Here is a 17,440-nt window from a genome sequence, read left to right on the forward strand (position 1 = left end):
ACCCGCCGGTCACCGATTTGGCCGGTATCACCGAACCTGTTTGTGGGTAACCATCATGGTGGTCGATGTCCACGTCGGCGAGACCCGCCCGGCGGGACACGGATTCCGGGAGGAACCACGATGAGCCCCCAGCCGCTGACCGGTTGGCGCAAGTCGAGCCACAGCCACTTCGAGGAGAACGCCTGCGTCGAGATCGGCACCGGCCCCGGTGTCGTCGGCGTGCGGGACACCAAGCAACCGGCGCCCCGCCCCGTCCTCGTCTACTCCGCCGAGGCCTTCGCCGCGTTCCTCGCGCACCTCACCGCCGGACGGTGAGGCCCACCCGCTGGAACTCCTTGAGGTCCGAGTAACCCGTCTTCGCCATCGCGCGGCGCAGCGCCCCGAACAGGTTCACCACGCCTTCGGCGTCCGACGACGGCCCGAACAGCAGCGTCTTGAGGTCGACGGCGTAGTCCGGCCCGGCGGCCACGCGTGAGCGCGGCAGCGACGGGTGCGCGGCCGCCGCCGTCCAGTACAGGCCCTGTCCGGGCGCGTCGGACGCGGCGGCCAGCGGGGCGCCGAGCATGACGGCGTCCGCGCCGCACGCGATGGCCTTGGCGATGTCGCCCGAGGTCGTCATGCCGCCGTCGGCCAGCACGTGGACGTAGCGGCCGCCGGTCTCGTCGAGGTAGTCGCGGCGGGCGGCGGCGGCGTCGATGATCGCGGTGGCCATCGGGACGCCGATGCCGAGGACGCGGTCGGTGCTCGTGACGCCCGGCGTGTAGCCGTGGCCGACGATGACGCCGGCGGCGCCGGTGCGCATGAGGTGCATCGCGGTGCGGTAGTCGCTGACGCCGCCGGCGATCACCGGGACGTCGAGGCGGCCGATGAACTCCTTGAGGTTCAGCGGCTCGGCGTCGCGCTGCACGTGCTCGGCGGAGATGATCGTGCCCTGCACGACGAGGATCTCGACACCGGCGGCGATGAGGTCGGGGGTCAGCTCGGCGGCGTGCTGCGGGCTGACCCGCGCGGCCACGGTGACGCCGGATTCGCGGACGGTCTTGATCGCCTCGGTCAGCAGGTCGAGCCGGATCGGCGCGGCGTGCAGCTCCTGCAGCACGCGGCCGACGGCGGTCGGGTCCTCGAGGTCCTCGGCCGCGCGGACCAGCTGGAAGATGGCGTCCTCGACGTTCGCGTGCCGCGCCCAGAGGCCCTCGGCGTTGAGCACGCCAAGGCCGCCCAGCTCGCCGACGGCGACCGCGGTGCCGGGCGAGACGATCGCGTCGGTCGGGTGCGTGACGAGCGGCAGGTCGAAGCGGTAGGCGTCGATCTGCCAGGTCGTGGACACCACCGAAGACGACCGGGTCCGCCGCGACGGCACGATCTCGACGTCGTCGAGGTCATACGCCCGCCGCGCGGTGCGGCCCATCCCGATCTCGACCAGGTCCCGCACGTGAAGCCTCCTCGAACGACGACGAATCTGCCGTGCCCCATTGTCGCTAGTCCGCGTGGGTGACCCGCGCACGGGGGTCTAGACCCGCACGAAGACGGCCACCGGCGCCAGCACCGCGCCGAGTGCCAGGGCCAGCCAGGTCGCCACCGGCGGGTAGACGTTGAGCCGCACGGCGCCGAAGTACACCGCGCCGAGGGCGAGCAGCGCCGCGACGATCAGCAGCACCGGCCGGACCACGCCCGGGCGCAGGTCGACCACGCCGCCGCCGGCCCGCAGGTAGGCGATGGTGCCGTCCGCCGTCGAGACGTCCAGCGTCACCGGCTGGCCCGGCGGCAGGTCGAGGCCGGGATCGACGGCGGTGACGCGGTAGTGCCGACCGGCGGCGTCGAGGTCGACGGCCTGGCTCACCGAATCCTCGTCCCCGCCGACCGGGAGCGTGCCCCGCTCGTGGGCCACGACGTGTCCTTCGACGCGGTAGGTCGGCGCGTCCCGGCCGGCCAGCACCTGGCACATCAGGCAGACCACGCCGCCGAGGAACAGCGAGACCAGGGCGACGGCCGTGAAGAACACCTTGCGCAGCACGCGGGTGAGCCGGCCTGCCGTCATGCGGTTCAGTGCACACCACGACGGCCACGCGAGGCGATAGACCGATTACCGTAAGTACGCTAAGTCACGGGATTCAGAAGGAAACCTTCTCCACGGAGTCCGAACGCAGTACCGACTCCTGCTGGAACTGCTTTTTGTAGTCGGCCCGGATCTCTTCGATCTCCCGGTTGGCGTCCCGGTCGGTAAAGGGGTACAGCAGCACGATCACGTGCGTGTGCTCCCGCACGAGCGCGCCGGTGCCGCCGCGCCACTGGCCGTTGCCGTCGAGCCGGGTGAAGCCGTCGGGGAACGCCGGGGTGATCTCCCGGTCGGCGAAGACCGCGAACTCCCGGTCGGTGACCTCGGTGCCGTCCGGCTTCCCGGTGCCGAAGAACAGCTCGGTGCGCTTCCAGAGTTCGCCCGGCGTCGCCTGGGCCGTCTCGGCGGTCGCCGGTTCCGGGGACGCCGAAGCCGCCACCCCGCCACCGAGCCCGAGCACCGCCGCCGCGGCTGCCACCGCCACCATCCGTCGCGAAACCGCCATCCCGCTTCCCTCCTTGATCGGAAGCACCAGTCTTGCGATCAAGGAGGGTGAGCGGAACGTCCGAAGGGGCGGACTCAGCGGGTCGTGTAGTTGGGTGCCTCGACCGTCATCGTGATGTCGTGCGGGTGGCTCTCCTTGAGCCCCGCCGCGGTGATGCGGACCAGCTGGGCCTCCTGCAGCTGGGCGATCGTCTCCGCGCCCGCGTAGCCCATGCCCGCGCGCAGGCCGCCCACCAGCTGGTGCACCACGTTGGCCAGCGGGCCGCGGAACGGGATGCGGCCCTCGATGCCCTCCGGGACCAGCTTGTCCTCGTTGAGGACGTCGTCCTGCGCGTAGCGGTCCTTGGAGTAGGACTTGCCCGAGCCGCGGGACTGCATGGCGCCCAGCGAGCCCATGCCGCGGTAGACCTTGAACTGCTTGCCGTTGACCAGGATCAGGTCGCCAGGGGACTCCGCCGTGCCGGCGAGGAGGCTGCCCAGCATCACCGTGGACGCGCCGGCCGCGATGGCCTTGGCGATGTCGCCCGAGTACTGGATGCCGCCGTCGCCGATGACCGGGATGCCTGCCGGGCGGGCCGCCTGGTCGGCCTCGTAGATCGCCGAGATCTGCGGGACGCCGACGCCCGCGACGATCCGGGTGGTGCAGATCGAGCCGGGGCCGACGCCGACCTTGATGCCGTCCGCGCCCGCGTCGACCAGCGCCTGCGCGCCCGCCCGGGTCGCGACGTTGCCGCCGACGATGTCGACCGACTCGCCCAGTTCCTTCTTCAGCAGCGAGACCGTTTCGACGACCCCGCGAGAGTGGCCGTGTGCCGTGTCGACCATCAGGACGTCGACGCCCGCCTCGGCGAGCGTCATCGCACGCTTGTGGCCGTCGACGCCCACGCCGACCGCCGCGCCGACGATGAGGCGGCCGTCCGGGTCCTTCGTCGCCTTCGGGTACTGCTCGGTCTTCACGAAGTCCTTGACCGTGATCAGGCCGCGCAGCTTGCCCGCGCCGTCGACGATCGGGAGCTTCTCGATCTTGTGGCGGCGCAGCAGGCCGAGCGCCGCGTCCGCCGACACGCCGACCTGCGCGGTGACCAGCGGCGCCTTCGTCATGACCTCGGACACCGGGCGGCTGTGGTCGACCTCGAACCGCATGTCGCGGTTGGTGATGATGCCCACCAGCGTCCCGGCCGCGTCGGTCACCGGCACGCCGGAGATGCGGAACCGCGCGCACAGGGCGTCGACCTCGGCCAGCGTCGCGTCCGGCGAACAGGTGACCGGGTCGGTGACCATGCCGGCCTCCGACCGCTTGACGACCTCGACCTGCGCGGCCTGCTCCTCGATCGGGAGGTTGCGCTGGAGGACGCCGATGCCGCCCTGGCGGGCCATGGCGATCGCCATCCGCGCTTCGGTGACGGTGTCCATCGCGGCGGACACCAGCGGGATGCCGAGGGTGATGTTCCGGCTCAGCCGGGTGCTCGTGTCGACCCCGCTGGGCACGACGTCCGATTCGGCCGGCAGCAGCAGCACGTCGTCGAAGGTCAGGCCGAGCATGGCGAACTTGGCCGGCACGGGGGCGGTGATGCCGTCGCTGGTCATAGCGGGTGAAGGGCCTTCCTGGCGCGGGATGAGCGGGGCCGCTGTGGCGACCCGGAGCCTTCCCCTCATGATATCCGCCGGGCACCCCCGCCCCGGGCGGTGGGCGAGCCGCCGCGACCGGCGGGTACCGTGCAGGCCGTGGCGCATGATGTCCTGCCCCCAGACCCGTTCGCGGACGACCCGGACGACCCGGCCCGCGCGTTTCTCGACCACGAGGACCGGCTGGACGAGCCGATCAGTGACGCCGAACGCACCGAACTGCTGGCCGACCTGTCGGATCTGGCCGTCTACCAGGCACTTCTCGAGCCCCGCGGGGTACGCGGGATCGTCGTCGACTGCGGTGAGTGCGACGAACCGCACTACCACGACTGGCACCTGCTGCGCGCCAGCCTCGAGCAGCTGCTGGCCGACGGGCGGATGCGTCCGCACGAGCCGGCCTACGACCCGAACCCCGGCGACTACGTGAGCTGGGACTACTGCCGCGGCTTCGCCGACGGCGTGACGGCCAACGAGAGCGCGTACTGAGCGCGCGAAAAAGCCCTGGTGAGCTTGCTCACCAGGGCTTTTTCTTCGTCTGGGTGACCTACGTCGTCGCCTCGACGCCCTGCGGCTGACCGCCGGAGGACTCGCTGCGCGGCGTGCCCGGCTCGTTCCCCGTGGCGCCGGTGGTGGTCGGCGGGGGCGGCAGCTCGGTGGTCGGGGCCGGCGGCGTCGTGGTCGGCGGCGGTGGCGTCGGCGTGGGCGTCGCGGTGCCCGGCAGGCTCGTGGTGCCGCTGCCGCTGCCCGGCAGCGACGACGCGGACCCGGCCGGATTCTGCGGGCTGGACGGCGCACCGGGCGTCACCGGCGGCACGGCCGTCTGGATCGGCCCCTGGACCGGGGCCTCCGGGTTCTGCAGCTGGGCGGCGAGCTGGCGGTGCTGCTCCAGCAGCTGGTCGCGGTTCTCCTCGTCGGTGACCTGCGACAACGCGGCCTGCGCGTCCTGGAGGGCCTGGCGGGCGGCGGCGAGGTTGCCGCCGGCGATGGCGAGGTTGGCCTTTTCGAGGTCGAGCTTGGCGGTCGCGGCCGCCTCGACCGAACGGGTGTGGTCGCTGTAGAGGACCTTGGCCAGGCCCCACAGCGTGTCGCCGGGTTGCGCGGAGCGCGCGGCCAGCCCTGTCCCGGTGAAGGCGATCGCCAGCACGGCGGCGGCGACGGCGACCGGGACGAGCAGCCTGCGGCGGCGTCCGCCTGCGGAATGCCGCTTCGCGAGAGCGGCGGTGGTGACGGTGCGCACAGCGGTGTCGACGTCGACGAGCTCGGCCAGCGGCTCGCTGTCGATGTCTCTTCGCCACGCCACCAGCAACGCATTGAGCTCCTGGTCGCCGAGACCGTCGGCAAGCGCCGGGTCGGACCCGCCGAGCGCGTCGAGCAGTGCGTCATCGGCCTGCACGGCCGACAGGTCGGCGGCGAACTCCGCCTCCGACGCCGACAGGCCACTGCCGAAGACGTCCTCCGGCTCGAAACCCTTCTCGTGACCGGTCACTCAGATCACCTCCTCCGCGGCCAGGACCTTTCTCAGCCGCGCGAGGGCGCGGTGCTGGGCGACGCGGACGGCGCCGGGCGTCGAGCCGACCGCGTCCGCGGTCTCCTCCGCCGACAGGCCGACGACCACGCGCAGCACCACGATCTCCCGCTGCTTGTCCGGCAGCACCTGCAACAACTGGGACATCCGCTCGTTCAGTTCACCTTGCAGCGCCCGCTGCTCGGGGCCGACCCCGCCCTCGATCTCGTCGGGGATTTCGGCCACCGGCTCGGCCCGGTTGCGCGCCGCCGCGCGATGCGCGTCGGCCACCTTGTGCTGGGCGATCCCGTAGACGAACGCCAAAAATGGGCGGCCTTGGTCGCGGTACGAGGGCAATGCCGTTAGCACCGCGAGACACACCTCCTGCGCAACGTCGTCCGCCGAAGCGAACGATCGCTCCTGCCTGCCAACCCGGGCGCGGCAATACCGCACTACCAGTGGACGGATAGCAGCCAGCAGCCGCTCCACTGCCTGGGGATCTCCCTCGACAGCAGCGGCGACCGGCTCATCCAGTCCATCCCCCACATTGGCCATCGCAGACAACAGTCCCAGTGTTACGTGTAGGCGTGCAAAGAGTCCGGCCCGAGGTTGCCCTCCACCGCGCACCGGTGACCGCTACCGTACCTGCGGCCCGCTCCGGGCCGGCGCGCGCGGTGTGCCCGGGCGCGCCGCGGCCGTCGAAGCCGCGAAAATACGGATTTCCTGCAGACCCGCGGTCGATGTCGACGATTCAACGAGCGAACCGGGCCGCGGGTACGAGATCCGTCGGAGGGACGGAGAGTGAGGCGGGTGTCCGCCGGGGAGGCAGCCGCTTCGGGTGCCGGAGTGTGATGGGGACCACGCAGGTACGGGCCAGGGCGGTGCGCCCTGGCCCGTCGTCACCTGTTTTCCGGCCGTGTCAGGATCGAGGAGAAGAGCCCGCGGAGGGTCAGCTGACCAGGCCGCGGCGGAAGCCGTGCGCCACGGCCTGCGCGCGGTCGCGCACGCCGAGCTTGCGGAACAGCCGCCGGGCGTGGGTCTTGACCGTGTCCTCGGACAGGTAGAGCTCGCGGCCGATCTGGCCGTTGCTCTTGCCCTGGCTCATCCCGCGCAGCACCTGCAGCTCGCGCTCGGTCAGCTGGACGCCCGGGTCGGACGGCTGCCGGGGCGCGGGCACCGAGGTGCTGGCCAGGGTGTGCGCGAGGGCGGCGACCAGCTCCGGCCGGGACGCGTCCCAGCGGAGGTAGCCGCGCGCACCGCCGGCGATGGCGGCGGCGATGCTGCCCGCGTCGTCCGGGGCGCCGAAGACGATGACGTTCGCCTGGGGGTTGGCCGAGACGAGCCGCCGGGTGGCTTCGACACCCGTCGGGACCGCGCGTTGCGTCCCGACCAGCACGACGTCGACGGGCTGACGGGAGTACCGGGCCAGCAGCTCGTCACCGTGCGCTACGCAGTCGATGCGACTGACCCCAGGGACCGCGGACATCACTCGGGTGAGCCCTTCACGGACACTGCGTCGGTCGTCGCAGATCAAGACCGTCGTCACGGGGTTTCCTTCCTGCAGCCGGGTGACATTCCACTTCCCCTATCGGACGCTTTAGCCCGAACCTTGACACGATCCGGTGGCTTTTTTTGAAGTTTCTTAGCCCGGATGCCGGAACACCCCATTCCGACGGCTCAACCACCCGGGACGGGCACCCATGGTGATTCCCCCGCAACCCTCCTTCCGCAAGGATCTGCGCTTCGTAACACTGCGTGCAACACCTGCGCCACTCTGAATCGATACTCCTCGGCGTGTCCTGGGCGCAGGTCGGCCGCGACGAGCGCGGCGGGCCACGAAAGTGAAAGCAATTCGGATTCCTCGGCGGCGGCCATCGCATTTCCGACAAGAGCGTCCGAAATCTCCCGGTGATCGGGACGCCCGGCCGCCCGCAGCGCCACGGCCAGCACGATCCCGGATTTCACGGCGTGCCGCCGCGCCCCGCGCGCGACAGCGGTTTCGAATGCGCGCTCGGCATGCGGCACGGCGGCAGCGCCCTGACCTGCGGCGAGTTCGATTTCGGCGCCGACCCAGCCGCTCCGCACCCCGGCCCGCCACCCGGCGTCCTGCGCGGCGGCCCGCTCGGCGAGCCGCCGGGCGGCCGCGAGCCTGCCGAGGGCGAGGTTGTCGGCGGCGAGGCCGAGGAGAGCGTCGGCCCGCGCCCCGGCCGCGTCGAGGCCGTCGGGATCGGGCTCGCTCTCGAGGGTGACGGCCATGGCGAAGGCCTCACCGTCGAGCGCGCGGGCCTCGCGATGCCCGCCGAGCTGCCGCCGGTGCGCGCCCAGGGTGCTGGCGGCGAGGGAGGCTTCGAGCGGAGCTTTCCCGCGCCGGAGGGCGTCGAGAAGCGTGGCGGCGGCCGCGTACCGGCCCTGAGCCCCGAGCACGACGGCGGCGAGCAGCCGTTCCCGCCCGGTGCCCGGCCCGCGCAGCACAGCGGGATCGGGCAGCGGGTCACCACCGAAGGCGGCGGCGCGGAGGGCGGGTTCGTGCACCCGTCCTTTGTAGCGGGTCCCACCGACAAAACCATGATCGGCGCCGCCGGGACCCGGGTGGCCGCGCTGCCGAGCTGTCCTGAACGACTCGTTCATGTCGTCGGATGGCATGAACGACTCGTTCATGACGTCAGCGGCGCCCGCCCACCAGGACGTGCTCGATGCGGTCCGCCGCGGCCGGGAGGTCGGTGAGCAGCTCCACCTTGTCCGGCAGGGCCGCCGGGTCCCAGCCCGGGCCGCACGCGAACAGCCGGCTCCGCTGCCTCCCCCGCGACACCCGGGCGAACAGCCGCGTGTCCGCCACCCCGCGCCGGTGGGCCCACAGGACCACCGCCGCCGGAGCGCTGCGGCGGACCGCCACCGCCAGTACCTCGGCCGGCAGCGGGACGCCGAACAGCTGGGCGCCGATCCGGCGGCCCGCCAGCGCCGCCGCGAGGGCGTACATCGGCATCGAGTCGCGCTCCTCCGGGACGCAGCCGAGGAGCACCGGGCGGGTGTTGCGGGGCTCGTCGAGCACCGGGGTTGCGCGCACCAGCGCCGCGAACACGCACTCCGCCAGCAGGTACTCGACCTCCGCTCCCGCGCTCGCCCCGCGCCAGCGTGCGCCCAGTGCCGAGAGCACCGGCTCGATCACGCCGGTCCAGGCCGGGAGGACGCCCAGCTCGGCGATGGTGTCGGCGAGCATCCGCTGCACCGCGCCGACGTCCATCGCCAGCGCGGCCGTGCTCAGGCGGCGGGCCAGGCGGGACCGGACCTCGAGGCCGTCGTCGGCCGCCGTCACCCCGGCGGGCCGCGAAGGCTCCTCCGGCTGCGGCGGCCCGGAACGCGGCATCTGCTCGAGGGCGTACCGCGCGGCCTCGGCCGTCGACGCGCCGCTCAGCAGCGCGCGCTGCATCAGTTCGAGCCTGCCGATGTCGGAGCTGCCGTAGCGGCGGTGACGGCCGTCGGTGTGGCGGCTGGGGCCGAGGCCGTAGCGGCGGTCCCAGGTTCGGAGGGTGGACGGCGCGACCCCGAGCCGGCGGGCGACCGAGGCCACCGGCAGGGTGGGTTCTTCGGTGCCCGACCCAGCTCCCACGAGCCTCAATATCCAGGCACTCAGCGGAGTCGGCAACCGGAGGCGAAACCCCAGCTCACACATCCGGGGGATGCCTAACGGCTGAATCGAACCGAATCGCTTGAACAACTATTGGCGCGCTTCTAACGTTACCGCCGTTGCACCGAATGGAGTATCGGAACCACAGCAGAGCAGCTAGCGGCATCGACCGAATGACGGAGGCGGTCAGGATGGCAGACACGCGCAGGCTCCCAGGACCCAACGCCGACATGTGGGACTGGCAGCTCGAAGGGTCGTGCCGGGGGATGGACAGCGCGTCCTTCTTTCACCCGGACGGCGAGCGCGGCCCGGCGCGGGCACGGCGGGAGGCCAGGGCGAAGGCCGTCTGCCTGAGCTGCCCGGTCTTGGAGATGTGCCGCAGCCACGCGCTCGCGGTGCACGAGCCCTACGGCATCTGGGGCGGGCTCTCGGAGTCCGAACGGGAGCACATCATCAAGGCCGACAAACGCGCGCTGAGCATGTCCGGCGGCTGAAGCGCGCCACGAACATCGGAGGGCGGCACCGGGTGGGGTGCCGCCCTCCGTGCCGTTTCGGGGACCGCCACTTTCACGTGAAAGTGACGGTCAGGCGAGACGAGAGCGGGGCGGCACCCCCGAAGAAGTGCCGCCCCGATCCTGTCGAAATCAGTGCGAGTGGCCGTGGCCGGCCGCGGCGGGCTCCTCCTCGGCCGGCTTCTCGACGACCGACGACTCCGTCGTCAGCACGAGACGCGCGATCGAGGCGGCGTTCGCCACCGCCGACCGGGTCACCTTGACCGGGTCGACGATGCCGGCGGCCAGCAGGTCGGTCAGCTCGCCGGTGGCGGCGTTGAAGCCCTGGCCCCAGCCCTGCTCCTGCACCTTGTTGACGATGACCGCGCCCTCGTGGCCCGCGTTGGTCGCGATCCAGAACAGCGGGGCGGTCAGCGCGTCGCGGACGATCTTGACGCCCGTCGCTTCGTCACCGGTCAGGCCGAGGTCGCCCTCGAGCTCCTTGACCGCGTGCACCAGCGCCGAACCGCCGCCGGGCAGGATGCCCTCCTCGACGGCCGCCTTGGTCGAAGCCACGGCGTCCTCGATGCGGTGCTTGCGCTCGTTCAGCTCGGTCTCGGTGGCCGCGCCGACCTTGATGACCGCCACGCCGCCGCCCAGCTTGGCCAGGCGTTCCTGCAGCTTCTCGCGGTCCCAGTCGGAGTCGGTCGTCTCGATCTCCTTGCGGATCTGCGCGACCCGCCCGGCGATGGCGTCGGCCGAGCCGGCACCGTCGACGATCGTGGTGTCGTCCTTGGTGACGACGATCCGGCGGGCCTTGCCCAGCGAGCCGAGGTCCACGTCGGACAGCTTGCGGCCGATCTCCGCGGAGATCACCTCGCCGCCGGTGACGACCGCGAGGTCGTCCAGGAACGCCTTGCGGCGGTCGCCGAAGAACGGCGCCTTGACCGCGACGGCGGTGATCGTCTTGCGCAGCGAGTTCACCACGAGGGTCGACAGCGCCTCGCCGTCGACGTCCTCGGCGATGATCAGCAGCGGCTTCTTGGCCTCGACGACCTTCTCCAGCACCGGCAGCAGGTCGGCCAGCGCCGAGATCTTCTCGCGGTGCAGCAGGACGTAGGCGTCCTCGAGGATCGCCTTCTGCTCCTCCGGGTTGGTCGCGAAGTGCGCCGAGAGGAAGCCCTTGTCGAACTGGACACCCTCGGTGATCACCAGCTCGGTCGCCAGGGTCGACGACTCCTCGATGGTGATGACGCCGTCCTCGCCGACCTTCTCGACGGCTTCGCCGAGCAGGGCGCCGATGTTGGCGTCGCGGGAGGTCACGGTGCCGACCTGGGCGATGTTCTCGCGGCCCTTGACCGGGGTGGCCTTGGACTTGAGGACCTCGATGACCTTCTCCGCGGCGGCCTCGATGCCGCGCCCGACCGAAGTCGGGTTGGCGCCTGCCGCGACGTTCTTCAGGCCGTGCTTCACCAGCGACTGCGCGAGCACGGTCGCGGTCGTGGTGCCGTCACCGGCAACGTCGTTGGTCTTGGTGGCGACGCTCTTGGCGAGCTGCGCGCCGAGGTTCTCGAACGGGTCCTCCAGCTCGACCTCACGGGCGACGGTCACGCCGTCGAGGGTGATGGTCGGGCCGCCGAACTTCTTGTCGAGCACGACGTGGCGGCCGCGCGGGCCGAGGGTGACCTTGACCGCGTCGGCGAGCTTGTTCACCCCGCGCTCCAGCGCGCGACGAGCGTCCTCGTCGAAACTGATCTGCTTGGGCATAGCGTGTACCGCTTACCTTTCTCTGAACGCAAGAACGCCCCGCTCCCCGGTGTTGCGGGGCCCGGGGCGTCATGCGCTGCGAGCGGACGTCAGTTGATGACGGCCAGCACGTCGCGGGCGGACAGGATCAGGTAGTCCTCGCCGTTGTACTTGACCTCGGTGCCGCCGTACTTCGAGTAGATGACGACGTCGCCGACGTTCACGTCCAGCGGGACGCGGTTGCCCTTGTCGTCGATCCGGCCCGGGCCCACGGCCAGAACCTTGCCCTCCTGGGGCTTCTCCTTGGCGGTGTCGGGGATGACGAGGCCGGAAGCGGTCGTCTCCTCGGCCTCGCTCGTCTGGACAACGATCTTGTCCTCGAGCGGCTTGATGTTCACGCTCACCGGGTTGACCTCCACGGTCGTCGAAAGCGTTGGCAGGATGACTTACGGCTCCTACCACCCCCGCCGTCGCGGGTGCCGGGGCGTGTCGGGCCGTGCGATTAGCACTCTAGCCACGTGAGTGCCAGCTTCGCAAGGAGGGTGGCCCTCGTGGGCGACAACCGGCCTGACCTGCTGCTTGCGGCGCTCCCGGGGCCTGCCGACGCGCCCCCTTACCCCCGGCGTGAGTTTCTGGTTAGGTGCTGACGTCCGGCACCTGAACCCTGGGGGTTTATGCCCATGTCCCGCCCCGTCCCGAGAACGGCGGCCGTCGCTGCCGCCGTCGCTCTTCTCTCCGGCCTGGCCGCCGCGCCGGCGCAGGCCGCTCCCGCCGAGCAGCGGCAGCGTGACTTCGCCGCCGCCGCGAGCGAGTTCGGTGTTCCGCAGAACGTCCTGCTCGGCGTCTCCTACCTCGAGTCGAGGTGGGACGCCAACGCCGGCACGCCCAGCACCGCCGCCGGCTACGGCCCGATGCACCTCACCGACCTGCGGGAAGCCGGGGTGGCGACCAGCCACCACGACGAGGGCTCCGAGGACCCGCGTGGTGACGACGCGCGGCCCGCCCGGCACCCGGAGGGCGAGGCTGCCGCGCCGCCGCCGCAGCTGCAGACCGTCGACGAGGCCGCCCGGCTCGCCGGCACCGACGCCGCCACCCTGCGCTCCGACGCCCGGCAGAACATCCGGGGCGGTGCCGCCCTGCTCGCGAAGTACCAGCGGGACCTCGGCAAGGCAGGCAGCGGCAACGTCCAGGACTGGTACGACGCCGTCGCGCGCTACAGCGGCTCGGCCGAGGCGGGCGCCGCGCAGGCCTTCGCCGACGAGGTCTTCGAAACCATCAAGTCCGGTGTCGCCCGCACCACCGACGACGGCCAGCAGGTCAGCCTCGCCGCGACGCCGGACCTCGCGCCACCCCGCCACGACGGCAACCCGGCGGACGTCGAGTGCCCGCGCAGCGTCGCCTGCGAGTCCGTGCCGGCGCCGTACCAGGAGCTGCCGAAGGACGACTACGGCAACCACGACCTCGCCGACCGGCCGAAGAGCCAGAAGATCGACCACATCGTCATCCACGACACCGAGGGCTACTGGGACAACGTCCTGCAGCTCGTCCAGGACCCGACGTACGTCAGCTGGCACTACAGCATCCGGTCCAACGACGGCCTGATCGCCCAGCACGTGCCGACCAAGGACGTCGCGTGGCACGCCGGCAACTGGTACGTCAACGCGAAGTCGATCGGCATCGAGCACGAGGGCTTCGCCGCGAAGGGCACCTGGTACACCGAGGCGATGTACCGCACGAGCGCGAAGCTCGTCCGCTACCTCGCGCACAAGTACGACATCCCGCTCGACCGGGCGCACATCATCGGCCACGACAACGTGCCGGGCACCGTGCCGGCGACGATCAAGGGCATGCACTGGGACCCGGGCCCCTACTGGGACTGGGCGCACTACTTCGACCTGATGGGCGCGCCGCTCGGCGGGTTCGGGCTGCCCGGCTCCTCGCTGGTCACCATCGACCCGGACTTCGCGAAGAACCAGCCCGCCTTCACCGGCTGCGAGAAGCCGGGGCAGCCGTGCACGCTCCGCGGGTCCGAGGCGGTCGTGCTGCACACCGAGCCGAGTGAAACGGCGCCGCTGCTCAAGGACGCCGGCCTGCACCCGGACGGCTCGGCGTCCACGATGGACGTCGCCGACGTCGGCAGCCGCGTGGCGACCGGGCAGCAGTACGCCGTCGCCGAGGTCCGCGGCGACTGGACGGCGATCTGGTACCTCGGGCAGAAGGGCTGGTTCCCCAACCCGCGCAACGCCCGCGTGGCCAAGCCGGCGATCGGCTGGGTCGTGACGCCGAAGCCGGGTCTGGCGTCGGTGCCGGTGTTCGGCCGCGCCTACCCGGAACCGGAGGCCTACCCGGCGAACGTGCCGGTGCAGGTGATCACTCCGCTGCCGTACACGCTGCTCTCCGGCCAGAAGTACTCCTCGGCCGGAACGGTCGGCTCGGAGTACTACTACGCGACGACGTTCGACCCGGCGGACCACGTGGTGGTCCGCGGGAAGCTGAAGTACGTCCAGATCCAGTTCGGGCACCGGATCGCGTTCGTCAAGGCCGACGACGTCCGGATCGTCCCGGCGTTCTAGGCACGGCAGGCGGAGGTCGCGCTCACGCGTCGAGCGCGACCTTCGCCCCGGCCGCCTGCTCGGTGTTGCGGCGGGTTTTCGCCCAGCCGTTGCGGCCGCGGACCAACCGGAACACCGCGCGCCACGACGTCACGTAGAACGTGTAGATGTACGCCGCGTACGCGAAGCCCATGCCGAGGCCGCGCAGGATGTTCTTGCTGCGCAGGCACTTCAGCTGGTAGATCGGGCCCCAGACGAGGAACGGCAGCAGCCCGAACGACCCGTAGATGGCGAACAGGATCCACGCGCCCTCGGTGAACCACGCCCACATCCGCGCCGGGTCGCCTGCCGTGGTCACCACCAGCAGCACGAACGGGATCGGGTACAGCAGCGAGCCCAGCAGCTGCAGCCACGGCTGGGCCAGGTAGTACATCATCTCCGCCGCGCCGAGGGTGGTGACGTGCGGTGAGTCCCAGATCCGGCGCAGGTAGCGCGCGCACTGCATGGTGCCCTGGCCCCAGCGCGTGCGCTGCACCAGGAACCGCCGCAGGCTGTACAGACCTTCCTGGGCCACATGGGAATCCGGGGTGAACCCGGTGCGCCAGCCCGCCGTGAGCAGGTGGACGCCCAGCTCGAAGTCCTCCAGCAGCGAGCCGCGCCACGGCTGGCCGTCGGCGCCCGCGATGGAGTCCAGTGCCGTGAGGCGGGTGAACTGGCCGTTGCCGCCCATGGAGATCGTGCCGGTGAAGCCACGGGACGTCTGGATCGCCGCGATCGCCGTCCGGAACTCCAGGTCCTGCAGCTGCGCGAGCTTCAGGCCGAACCAGCGGCCGAACCGGTTGCGCGTCGGCGGCGGTGTCGTGGCGTTGCTCATCCGGACGTCGAGCTGGACCGCGCCGATCTCCGCGTCGCCGAACAGGTGCGGTGCCGCGCAGACCTCCAGGCAGTTCGGCGCCGGGCGGCCGTCGGCGTCGACGACGACCACGACGACGTCGTCCCGCGACGCGTCCGGGCCCATCCACTCGTTCAGCGCGCGGTAGGCCGCGTTGAGGGCGTCGCCCTTGCCCGTCCTGGCTTCGGGCCGCACGCGCGGCACCAGGTGCAGGTACGGGTCGTAGCCGCCGTGCCGCCGCCACAGCATCCGCACGACACGCGCGGTGCGGTCCTCGGAGTCGTCGTCGACGACCCAGACGTGCGCCTTGCGGAACGTCGTGCGCAGATAGCGGATCGTGTCGCGGATGACCACCTGCTCGTCACGGCACGGCACGAAGAAGTGCCAGGTGAACTCGCCGGGGTCGCCCACCGGCCCCGGCCTGCGGCGCAGGTACGGCACCACGATCACCACGACGTAGACGAGGAACGCCACGCTCATGGTGAGCGCGAACGCCTGCGTGATCGCCAGCAGGACCTTGACGCTCATGCCTTCTTCTTCCGCGTCGACAGCCAGACGAACAGCACGAGCGAGACCGCGCCGCCGAACACGCTCACCATCGAGCCGAGCAGCGTGTGACCCCAGTAGTAGCCCTCGTCGGTGCCGAACCAGTGCACCAGCCCGACGATCGTCAGAATGCGGAGCTGGTTCACCAGAACGACGACGAGCGCGGAAATGCCGAGGGAAAAGAAGATGCGCCGCGCATTCGACGGCCGGAAATACACCATGGCCATGCTCACAACGAGCAGGGGCAGCAAGAGGAACGCCGAAGAACATTCCGGCGTCATTCTCAACCCGAACGGAGTAGTGCCGCCCAACCCAAAGTAGACAGCCTCGCGATCCCCGGCAACATAAACACCCGATGTAGTGATGACATCGAGGATCGCGCCCGCCAGCCGTACTTCGAGCTCGCGGTAGAACCGCTCGGCCAGCACCAGCACGGCACCCGCGGCCGCCAGCGCGGTCAGCGCTGCGACCAGGGGAAACCGGGACATACCCGCATTCGGTGCGCTCGCTACGGCCACGACGTTCCTCTCGGTGTCGGCTCTTCGATCAAGCTTGGGCTTCCGGGCGAGCGTAGGACAGCATCCCGCCGGAGTTCCACCCCGCAGGTGTGGTTTAGCGGCCCATTCGGCAGTACGGACCGCAAACTTGCTAGGCCGTTCAGGTGATTCGAAATCGACCTGCGGAAACACCATCCCGTTCTACCCGATCCGGTGATTCGGAAAATTTTGTGTGCCATTCGGGCCGCTCTTCGCGATAGTCGATTCGCGTGCCGACTCGACACAGCCGGTTCGATCCGCGCCGCCGTCACGCGAAACCCGGAAAATCCAGCGAATTCGGAGGAAAGTTGATGAAGAGCTCCCTCGTTCGCCGCGGCGGGCTGCTCGCCGCCGTCGTGGCGGGCGTCGTGCTCGCCGGCGCGGCTCCCGCGTCGGCGGCCCCCGGCGACGGTTCCGCGTACGGCGTGAAGGTCGACGTCTCGCTGCTCGGCCAGCCGGCCGTCAAGGCGGGCCCGCTCGCGGCCGCCAGCACCTCGGGCCCGACGACCAACAGCACGGCACAGGTCTCCCTGACCGGGATCCTGACCACCGGAGTGATCAACACCGAAGCCAAGCGCGACGACAACACCGGCACGGTGACGGCGAAGGCGAGCACCGCCGACGTCGGCCTGCCGCTGCTCAAGGCCGCACTCGGCACCGTCGGCGTCAAGGCCGTCGAGGCGGTCTGCACGGCGACCCAGGCGGGTGTCACGGGCAGCACCACGCTCGTCGGCGCGAACCTCGGCAGCATCGGCGCGGTCGACAGCAACCCGGCGCCGAACACGCAGATCAAGGTCGCGATCGGCCCGGTCAACGTCGCGACGATCATCCTCAACGAGCAGATCAAGAACCCCGACGGCAGCCTCACGGTCAACGCCCTGCACGTGAAGCTCCTCGGCGGGGTCGTCGGGTCGCTCGGCTCGGGTGACGTGATCGTGTCGTCGGCGACCTGCGGCCCGGCCGCGCCGCCGATGCCGCTGGCGTCCGGGCCGGGCCTGTGGATCGGCCTCGGCCTGCTGGGCCTGATCGCGGTGCCGGTCGGCACGCGGATCTTCCGCCACCGCCGCACGGCCTGAGTGAGGTCCGGATGTACAAGATGCCGGGCGCCGGGGTCGGCGTGGCCGGTGGCGGGGTGGGCACCCTCGCCGCCACCGGTGCCGACATCGGCTGGTGGCTGGCCCTCGGCGTGCTGCTGGTCCTGCTCGGGACCGCCGCGCTGATCGCCGTCCACCGTCGCAACCGCCGTCTCGCGCCCGCCGGGCTGTGCGCCGCCCACGGGCGCACCCGCCGTCTCGCCCGGGCGCGGGACTGACGGACAGGGCCGTCGGCGTGCGCCCCTCGCACGCCGGCGGCCCGCCCTCT

At 71.2% G+C, this 17,440-nt stretch carries 19 protein-coding genes; 6 read left to right on the plus strand and 13 right to left on the minus strand.

Features of this window, described 5'->3' with window-relative positions; all coding sequences use genetic code 11:
- Window positions 1-120 precede the first annotated feature (120 nt).
- A complete protein-coding gene (locus tag ABJI51_RS28030; protein WP_348954049.1) occupies window positions 121-315 on the plus strand; it encodes a DUF397 domain-containing protein in 195 nt (64 codons plus the stop codon).
- Here the strand turns inward: ABJI51_RS28030 and ABJI51_RS28035 are convergent.
- The 4 genes from ABJI51_RS28035 to guaB form a co-directional block, all read right to left on the minus strand.
- The gene (locus ABJI51_RS28035) at window positions 299-1,432 is read right to left on the minus strand and encodes a GuaB3 family IMP dehydrogenase-related protein (protein WP_348954050.1); all 1,134 of its coding nucleotides are present in this window, start codon (window positions 1,430-1,432) and stop codon (window positions 299-301) included. The genes ABJI51_RS28030 and ABJI51_RS28035 overlap by 17 nt on opposite strands.
- A 78-nt stretch (window positions 1,433-1,510) precedes the next feature.
- Window positions 1,511-2,038, minus strand: coding sequence for a hypothetical protein (locus ABJI51_RS28040; protein WP_348954051.1), 528 nt, complete (start codon window positions 2,036-2,038; stop codon window positions 1,511-1,513).
- 73 nt (window positions 2,039-2,111) lie between these two features.
- Window positions 2,112-2,561: a DUF3574 domain-containing protein gene (locus tag ABJI51_RS28045; protein ID WP_348954052.1), complete on the minus strand. Its 450-nt coding sequence runs from the start codon at window positions 2,559-2,561 to the stop codon at window positions 2,112-2,114.
- Window positions 2,562-2,635: 74 nt separating this feature from the next.
- Entirely contained in the window at window positions 2,636-4,147 is a 1,512-nt protein-coding gene (guaB, locus tag ABJI51_RS28050; RefSeq protein ID WP_348954053.1) for an IMP dehydrogenase, read from the minus strand.
- Window positions 4,148-4,276: 129 nt separating this feature from the next.
- On the opposite strand from guaB, the gene ABJI51_RS28055 reads away from it, so the two are divergent.
- Window positions 4,277-4,672: a DUF5319 domain-containing protein gene (locus tag ABJI51_RS28055; RefSeq protein ID WP_348954054.1), complete on the plus strand. Its 396-nt coding sequence runs from the start codon at window positions 4,277-4,279 to the stop codon at window positions 4,670-4,672.
- A gap of 58 nt (window positions 4,673-4,730) precedes the next feature.
- Here the strand turns inward: ABJI51_RS28055 and ABJI51_RS28060 are convergent, their stop codons facing one another.
- From ABJI51_RS28060 to ABJI51_RS28080, 5 genes are all read right to left on the minus strand, one after another.
- Complete coding sequence (locus ABJI51_RS28060; RefSeq protein WP_348954055.1) at window positions 4,731-5,672, minus strand: anti-sigma-D factor RsdA; 942 nt, start codon at window positions 5,670-5,672, stop codon at window positions 4,731-4,733.
- On the minus strand, window positions 5,673-6,245 hold the full coding sequence (locus ABJI51_RS28065; RefSeq protein ID WP_072474704.1) for a sigma-70 family RNA polymerase sigma factor: 573 nt from the start codon (window positions 6,243-6,245) through the stop codon (window positions 5,673-5,675). It abuts the gene before it with no gap.
- Window positions 6,246-6,639: 394 nt separating this feature from the next.
- Window positions 6,640-7,236: a response regulator transcription factor gene (locus ABJI51_RS28070; RefSeq protein WP_003073605.1), complete on the minus strand. Its 597-nt coding sequence runs from the start codon at window positions 7,234-7,236 to the stop codon at window positions 6,640-6,642.
- A 131-nt stretch (window positions 7,237-7,367) separates the two neighbouring features.
- Window positions 7,368-8,222, minus strand: coding sequence for a hypothetical protein (locus ABJI51_RS28075; RefSeq protein ID WP_348954330.1), 855 nt, complete (start codon window positions 8,220-8,222; stop codon window positions 7,368-7,370).
- Between the two features lie 130 nt (window positions 8,223-8,352).
- A complete protein-coding gene (locus ABJI51_RS28080) occupies window positions 8,353-9,258 on the minus strand; it encodes a MerR family transcriptional regulator (protein ID WP_431605671.1) in 906 nt (301 codons plus the stop codon).
- Between the two features lie 230 nt (window positions 9,259-9,488).
- Here ABJI51_RS28080 and ABJI51_RS28085 point away from each other — a divergent pair, with 230 nt between their 5' ends.
- Complete coding sequence (locus tag ABJI51_RS28085) at window positions 9,489-9,809, plus strand: WhiB family transcriptional regulator (protein WP_277991888.1); 321 nt, start codon at window positions 9,489-9,491, stop codon at window positions 9,807-9,809.
- A gap of 150 nt (window positions 9,810-9,959) precedes the next feature.
- Here the strand turns inward: ABJI51_RS28085 and groL are convergent, their stop codons facing one another.
- Together groL and groES are read right to left on the minus strand one after the other, a co-directional pair.
- Window positions 9,960-11,573, minus strand: a complete 1,614-nt coding sequence (gene groL, locus ABJI51_RS28090) for a chaperonin GroEL (RefSeq protein ID WP_348954057.1) — start codon at window positions 11,571-11,573, stop codon at window positions 9,960-9,962.
- 89 nt (window positions 11,574-11,662) lie between these two features.
- A complete protein-coding gene (groES, locus tag ABJI51_RS28095) occupies window positions 11,663-11,956 on the minus strand; it encodes a co-chaperone GroES (protein ID WP_004559922.1) in 294 nt (97 codons plus the stop codon).
- A gap of 276 nt (window positions 11,957-12,232) precedes the next feature.
- Between groES and ABJI51_RS28100 the strand changes: the two genes are divergently transcribed.
- Entirely contained in the window at window positions 12,233-14,125 is a 1,893-nt protein-coding gene (locus ABJI51_RS28100; protein WP_348954058.1) for an N-acetylmuramoyl-L-alanine amidase, read from the plus strand.
- A 22-nt stretch (window positions 14,126-14,147) separates the two neighbouring features.
- Here the strand turns inward: ABJI51_RS28100 and ABJI51_RS28105 are convergent, their stop codons facing one another.
- Both ABJI51_RS28105 and xrtP read right to left on the minus strand, forming a co-directional pair.
- Window positions 14,148-15,524 carry an XrtP-associated glycosyltransferase gene (locus tag ABJI51_RS28105; RefSeq protein WP_348954059.1) on the minus strand — a complete coding sequence of 459 codons (1,377 nt, stop codon included), beginning with the start codon at window positions 15,522-15,524 and terminating at the stop codon, window positions 14,148-14,150.
- On the minus strand, window positions 15,521-16,030 hold the full coding sequence (gene xrtP / locus ABJI51_RS28110) for an exosortase P (protein WP_348954331.1): 510 nt from the start codon (window positions 16,028-16,030) through the stop codon (window positions 15,521-15,523). The genes ABJI51_RS28105 and xrtP overlap by 4 nt, the downstream gene beginning before the upstream one ends.
- Before the next feature lie 359 nt (window positions 16,031-16,389).
- Here xrtP and ABJI51_RS28115 point away from each other — a divergent pair, with 359 nt between their 5' ends.
- A complete protein-coding gene (locus ABJI51_RS28115; protein ID WP_348954060.1) occupies window positions 16,390-17,154 on the plus strand; it encodes a choice-of-anchor protein CoaP in 765 nt (254 codons plus the stop codon).
- Window positions 17,155-17,165: 11 nt separating this feature from the next.
- Window positions 17,166-17,390 carry an LAXTG motif-containing small protein gene (locus ABJI51_RS28120; RefSeq protein WP_431605668.1) on the plus strand — a complete coding sequence of 75 codons (225 nt, stop codon included), beginning with the start codon at window positions 17,166-17,168 and terminating at the stop codon, window positions 17,388-17,390.
- Window positions 17,391-17,440 lie beyond the last annotated feature (50 nt).

It is taken from the genome of Amycolatopsis melonis (assembly GCF_040064235.1).
In the GTDB taxonomy this organism is placed as follows: Bacteria; Actinomycetota; Actinomycetes; order Mycobacteriales; family Pseudonocardiaceae; genus Amycolatopsis; species Amycolatopsis melonis.

Coding starts and splice junctions, on each gene's coding strand:
- ABJI51_RS28085 (WP_277991888.1), top strand. CDS start 9,489: ATGACGGAGGCGGTCAGGATGGCAGACACGCGCAGGCTCCCAGGACCC.
- xrtP (WP_348954331.1), bottom strand. CDS start 16,030: ATGTCCCGGTTTCCCCTGGTCGCAGCGCTGACCGCGCTGGCGGCCGCG.
- ABJI51_RS28030 (WP_348954049.1), top strand. CDS start 121: ATGAGCCCCCAGCCGCTGACCGGTTGGCGCAAGTCGAGCCACAGCCAC.
- groL (WP_348954057.1), bottom strand. CDS start 11,573: ATGCCCAAGCAGATCAGTTTCGACGAGGACGCTCGTCGCGCGCTGGAG.
- ABJI51_RS28105 (WP_348954059.1), bottom strand. CDS start 15,524: ATGAGCGTCAAGGTCCTGCTGGCGATCACGCAGGCGTTCGCGCTCACC.
- ABJI51_RS28065 (WP_072474704.1), bottom strand. CDS start 6,245: ATGGCCAATGTGGGGGATGGACTGGATGAGCCGGTCGCCGCTGCTGTC.
- ABJI51_RS28120 (WP_431605668.1), top strand. CDS start 17,166: ATGTACAAGATGCCGGGCGCCGGGGTCGGCGTGGCCGGTGGCGGGGTG.
- guaB (WP_348954053.1), bottom strand. CDS start 4,147: ATGACCAGCGACGGCATCACCGCCCCCGTGCCGGCCAAGTTCGCCATG.
- ABJI51_RS28115 (WP_348954060.1), top strand. CDS start 16,390: ATGAAGAGCTCCCTCGTTCGCCGCGGCGGGCTGCTCGCCGCCGTCGTG.
- ABJI51_RS28040 (WP_348954051.1), bottom strand. CDS start 2,038: ATGACGGCAGGCCGGCTCACCCGCGTGCTGCGCAAGGTGTTCTTCACG.
- ABJI51_RS28100 (WP_348954058.1), top strand. CDS start 12,233: ATGTCCCGCCCCGTCCCGAGAACGGCGGCCGTCGCTGCCGCCGTCGCT.
- ABJI51_RS28045 (WP_348954052.1), bottom strand. CDS start 2,561: ATGGCGGTTTCGCGACGGATGGTGGCGGTGGCAGCCGCGGCGGCGGTG.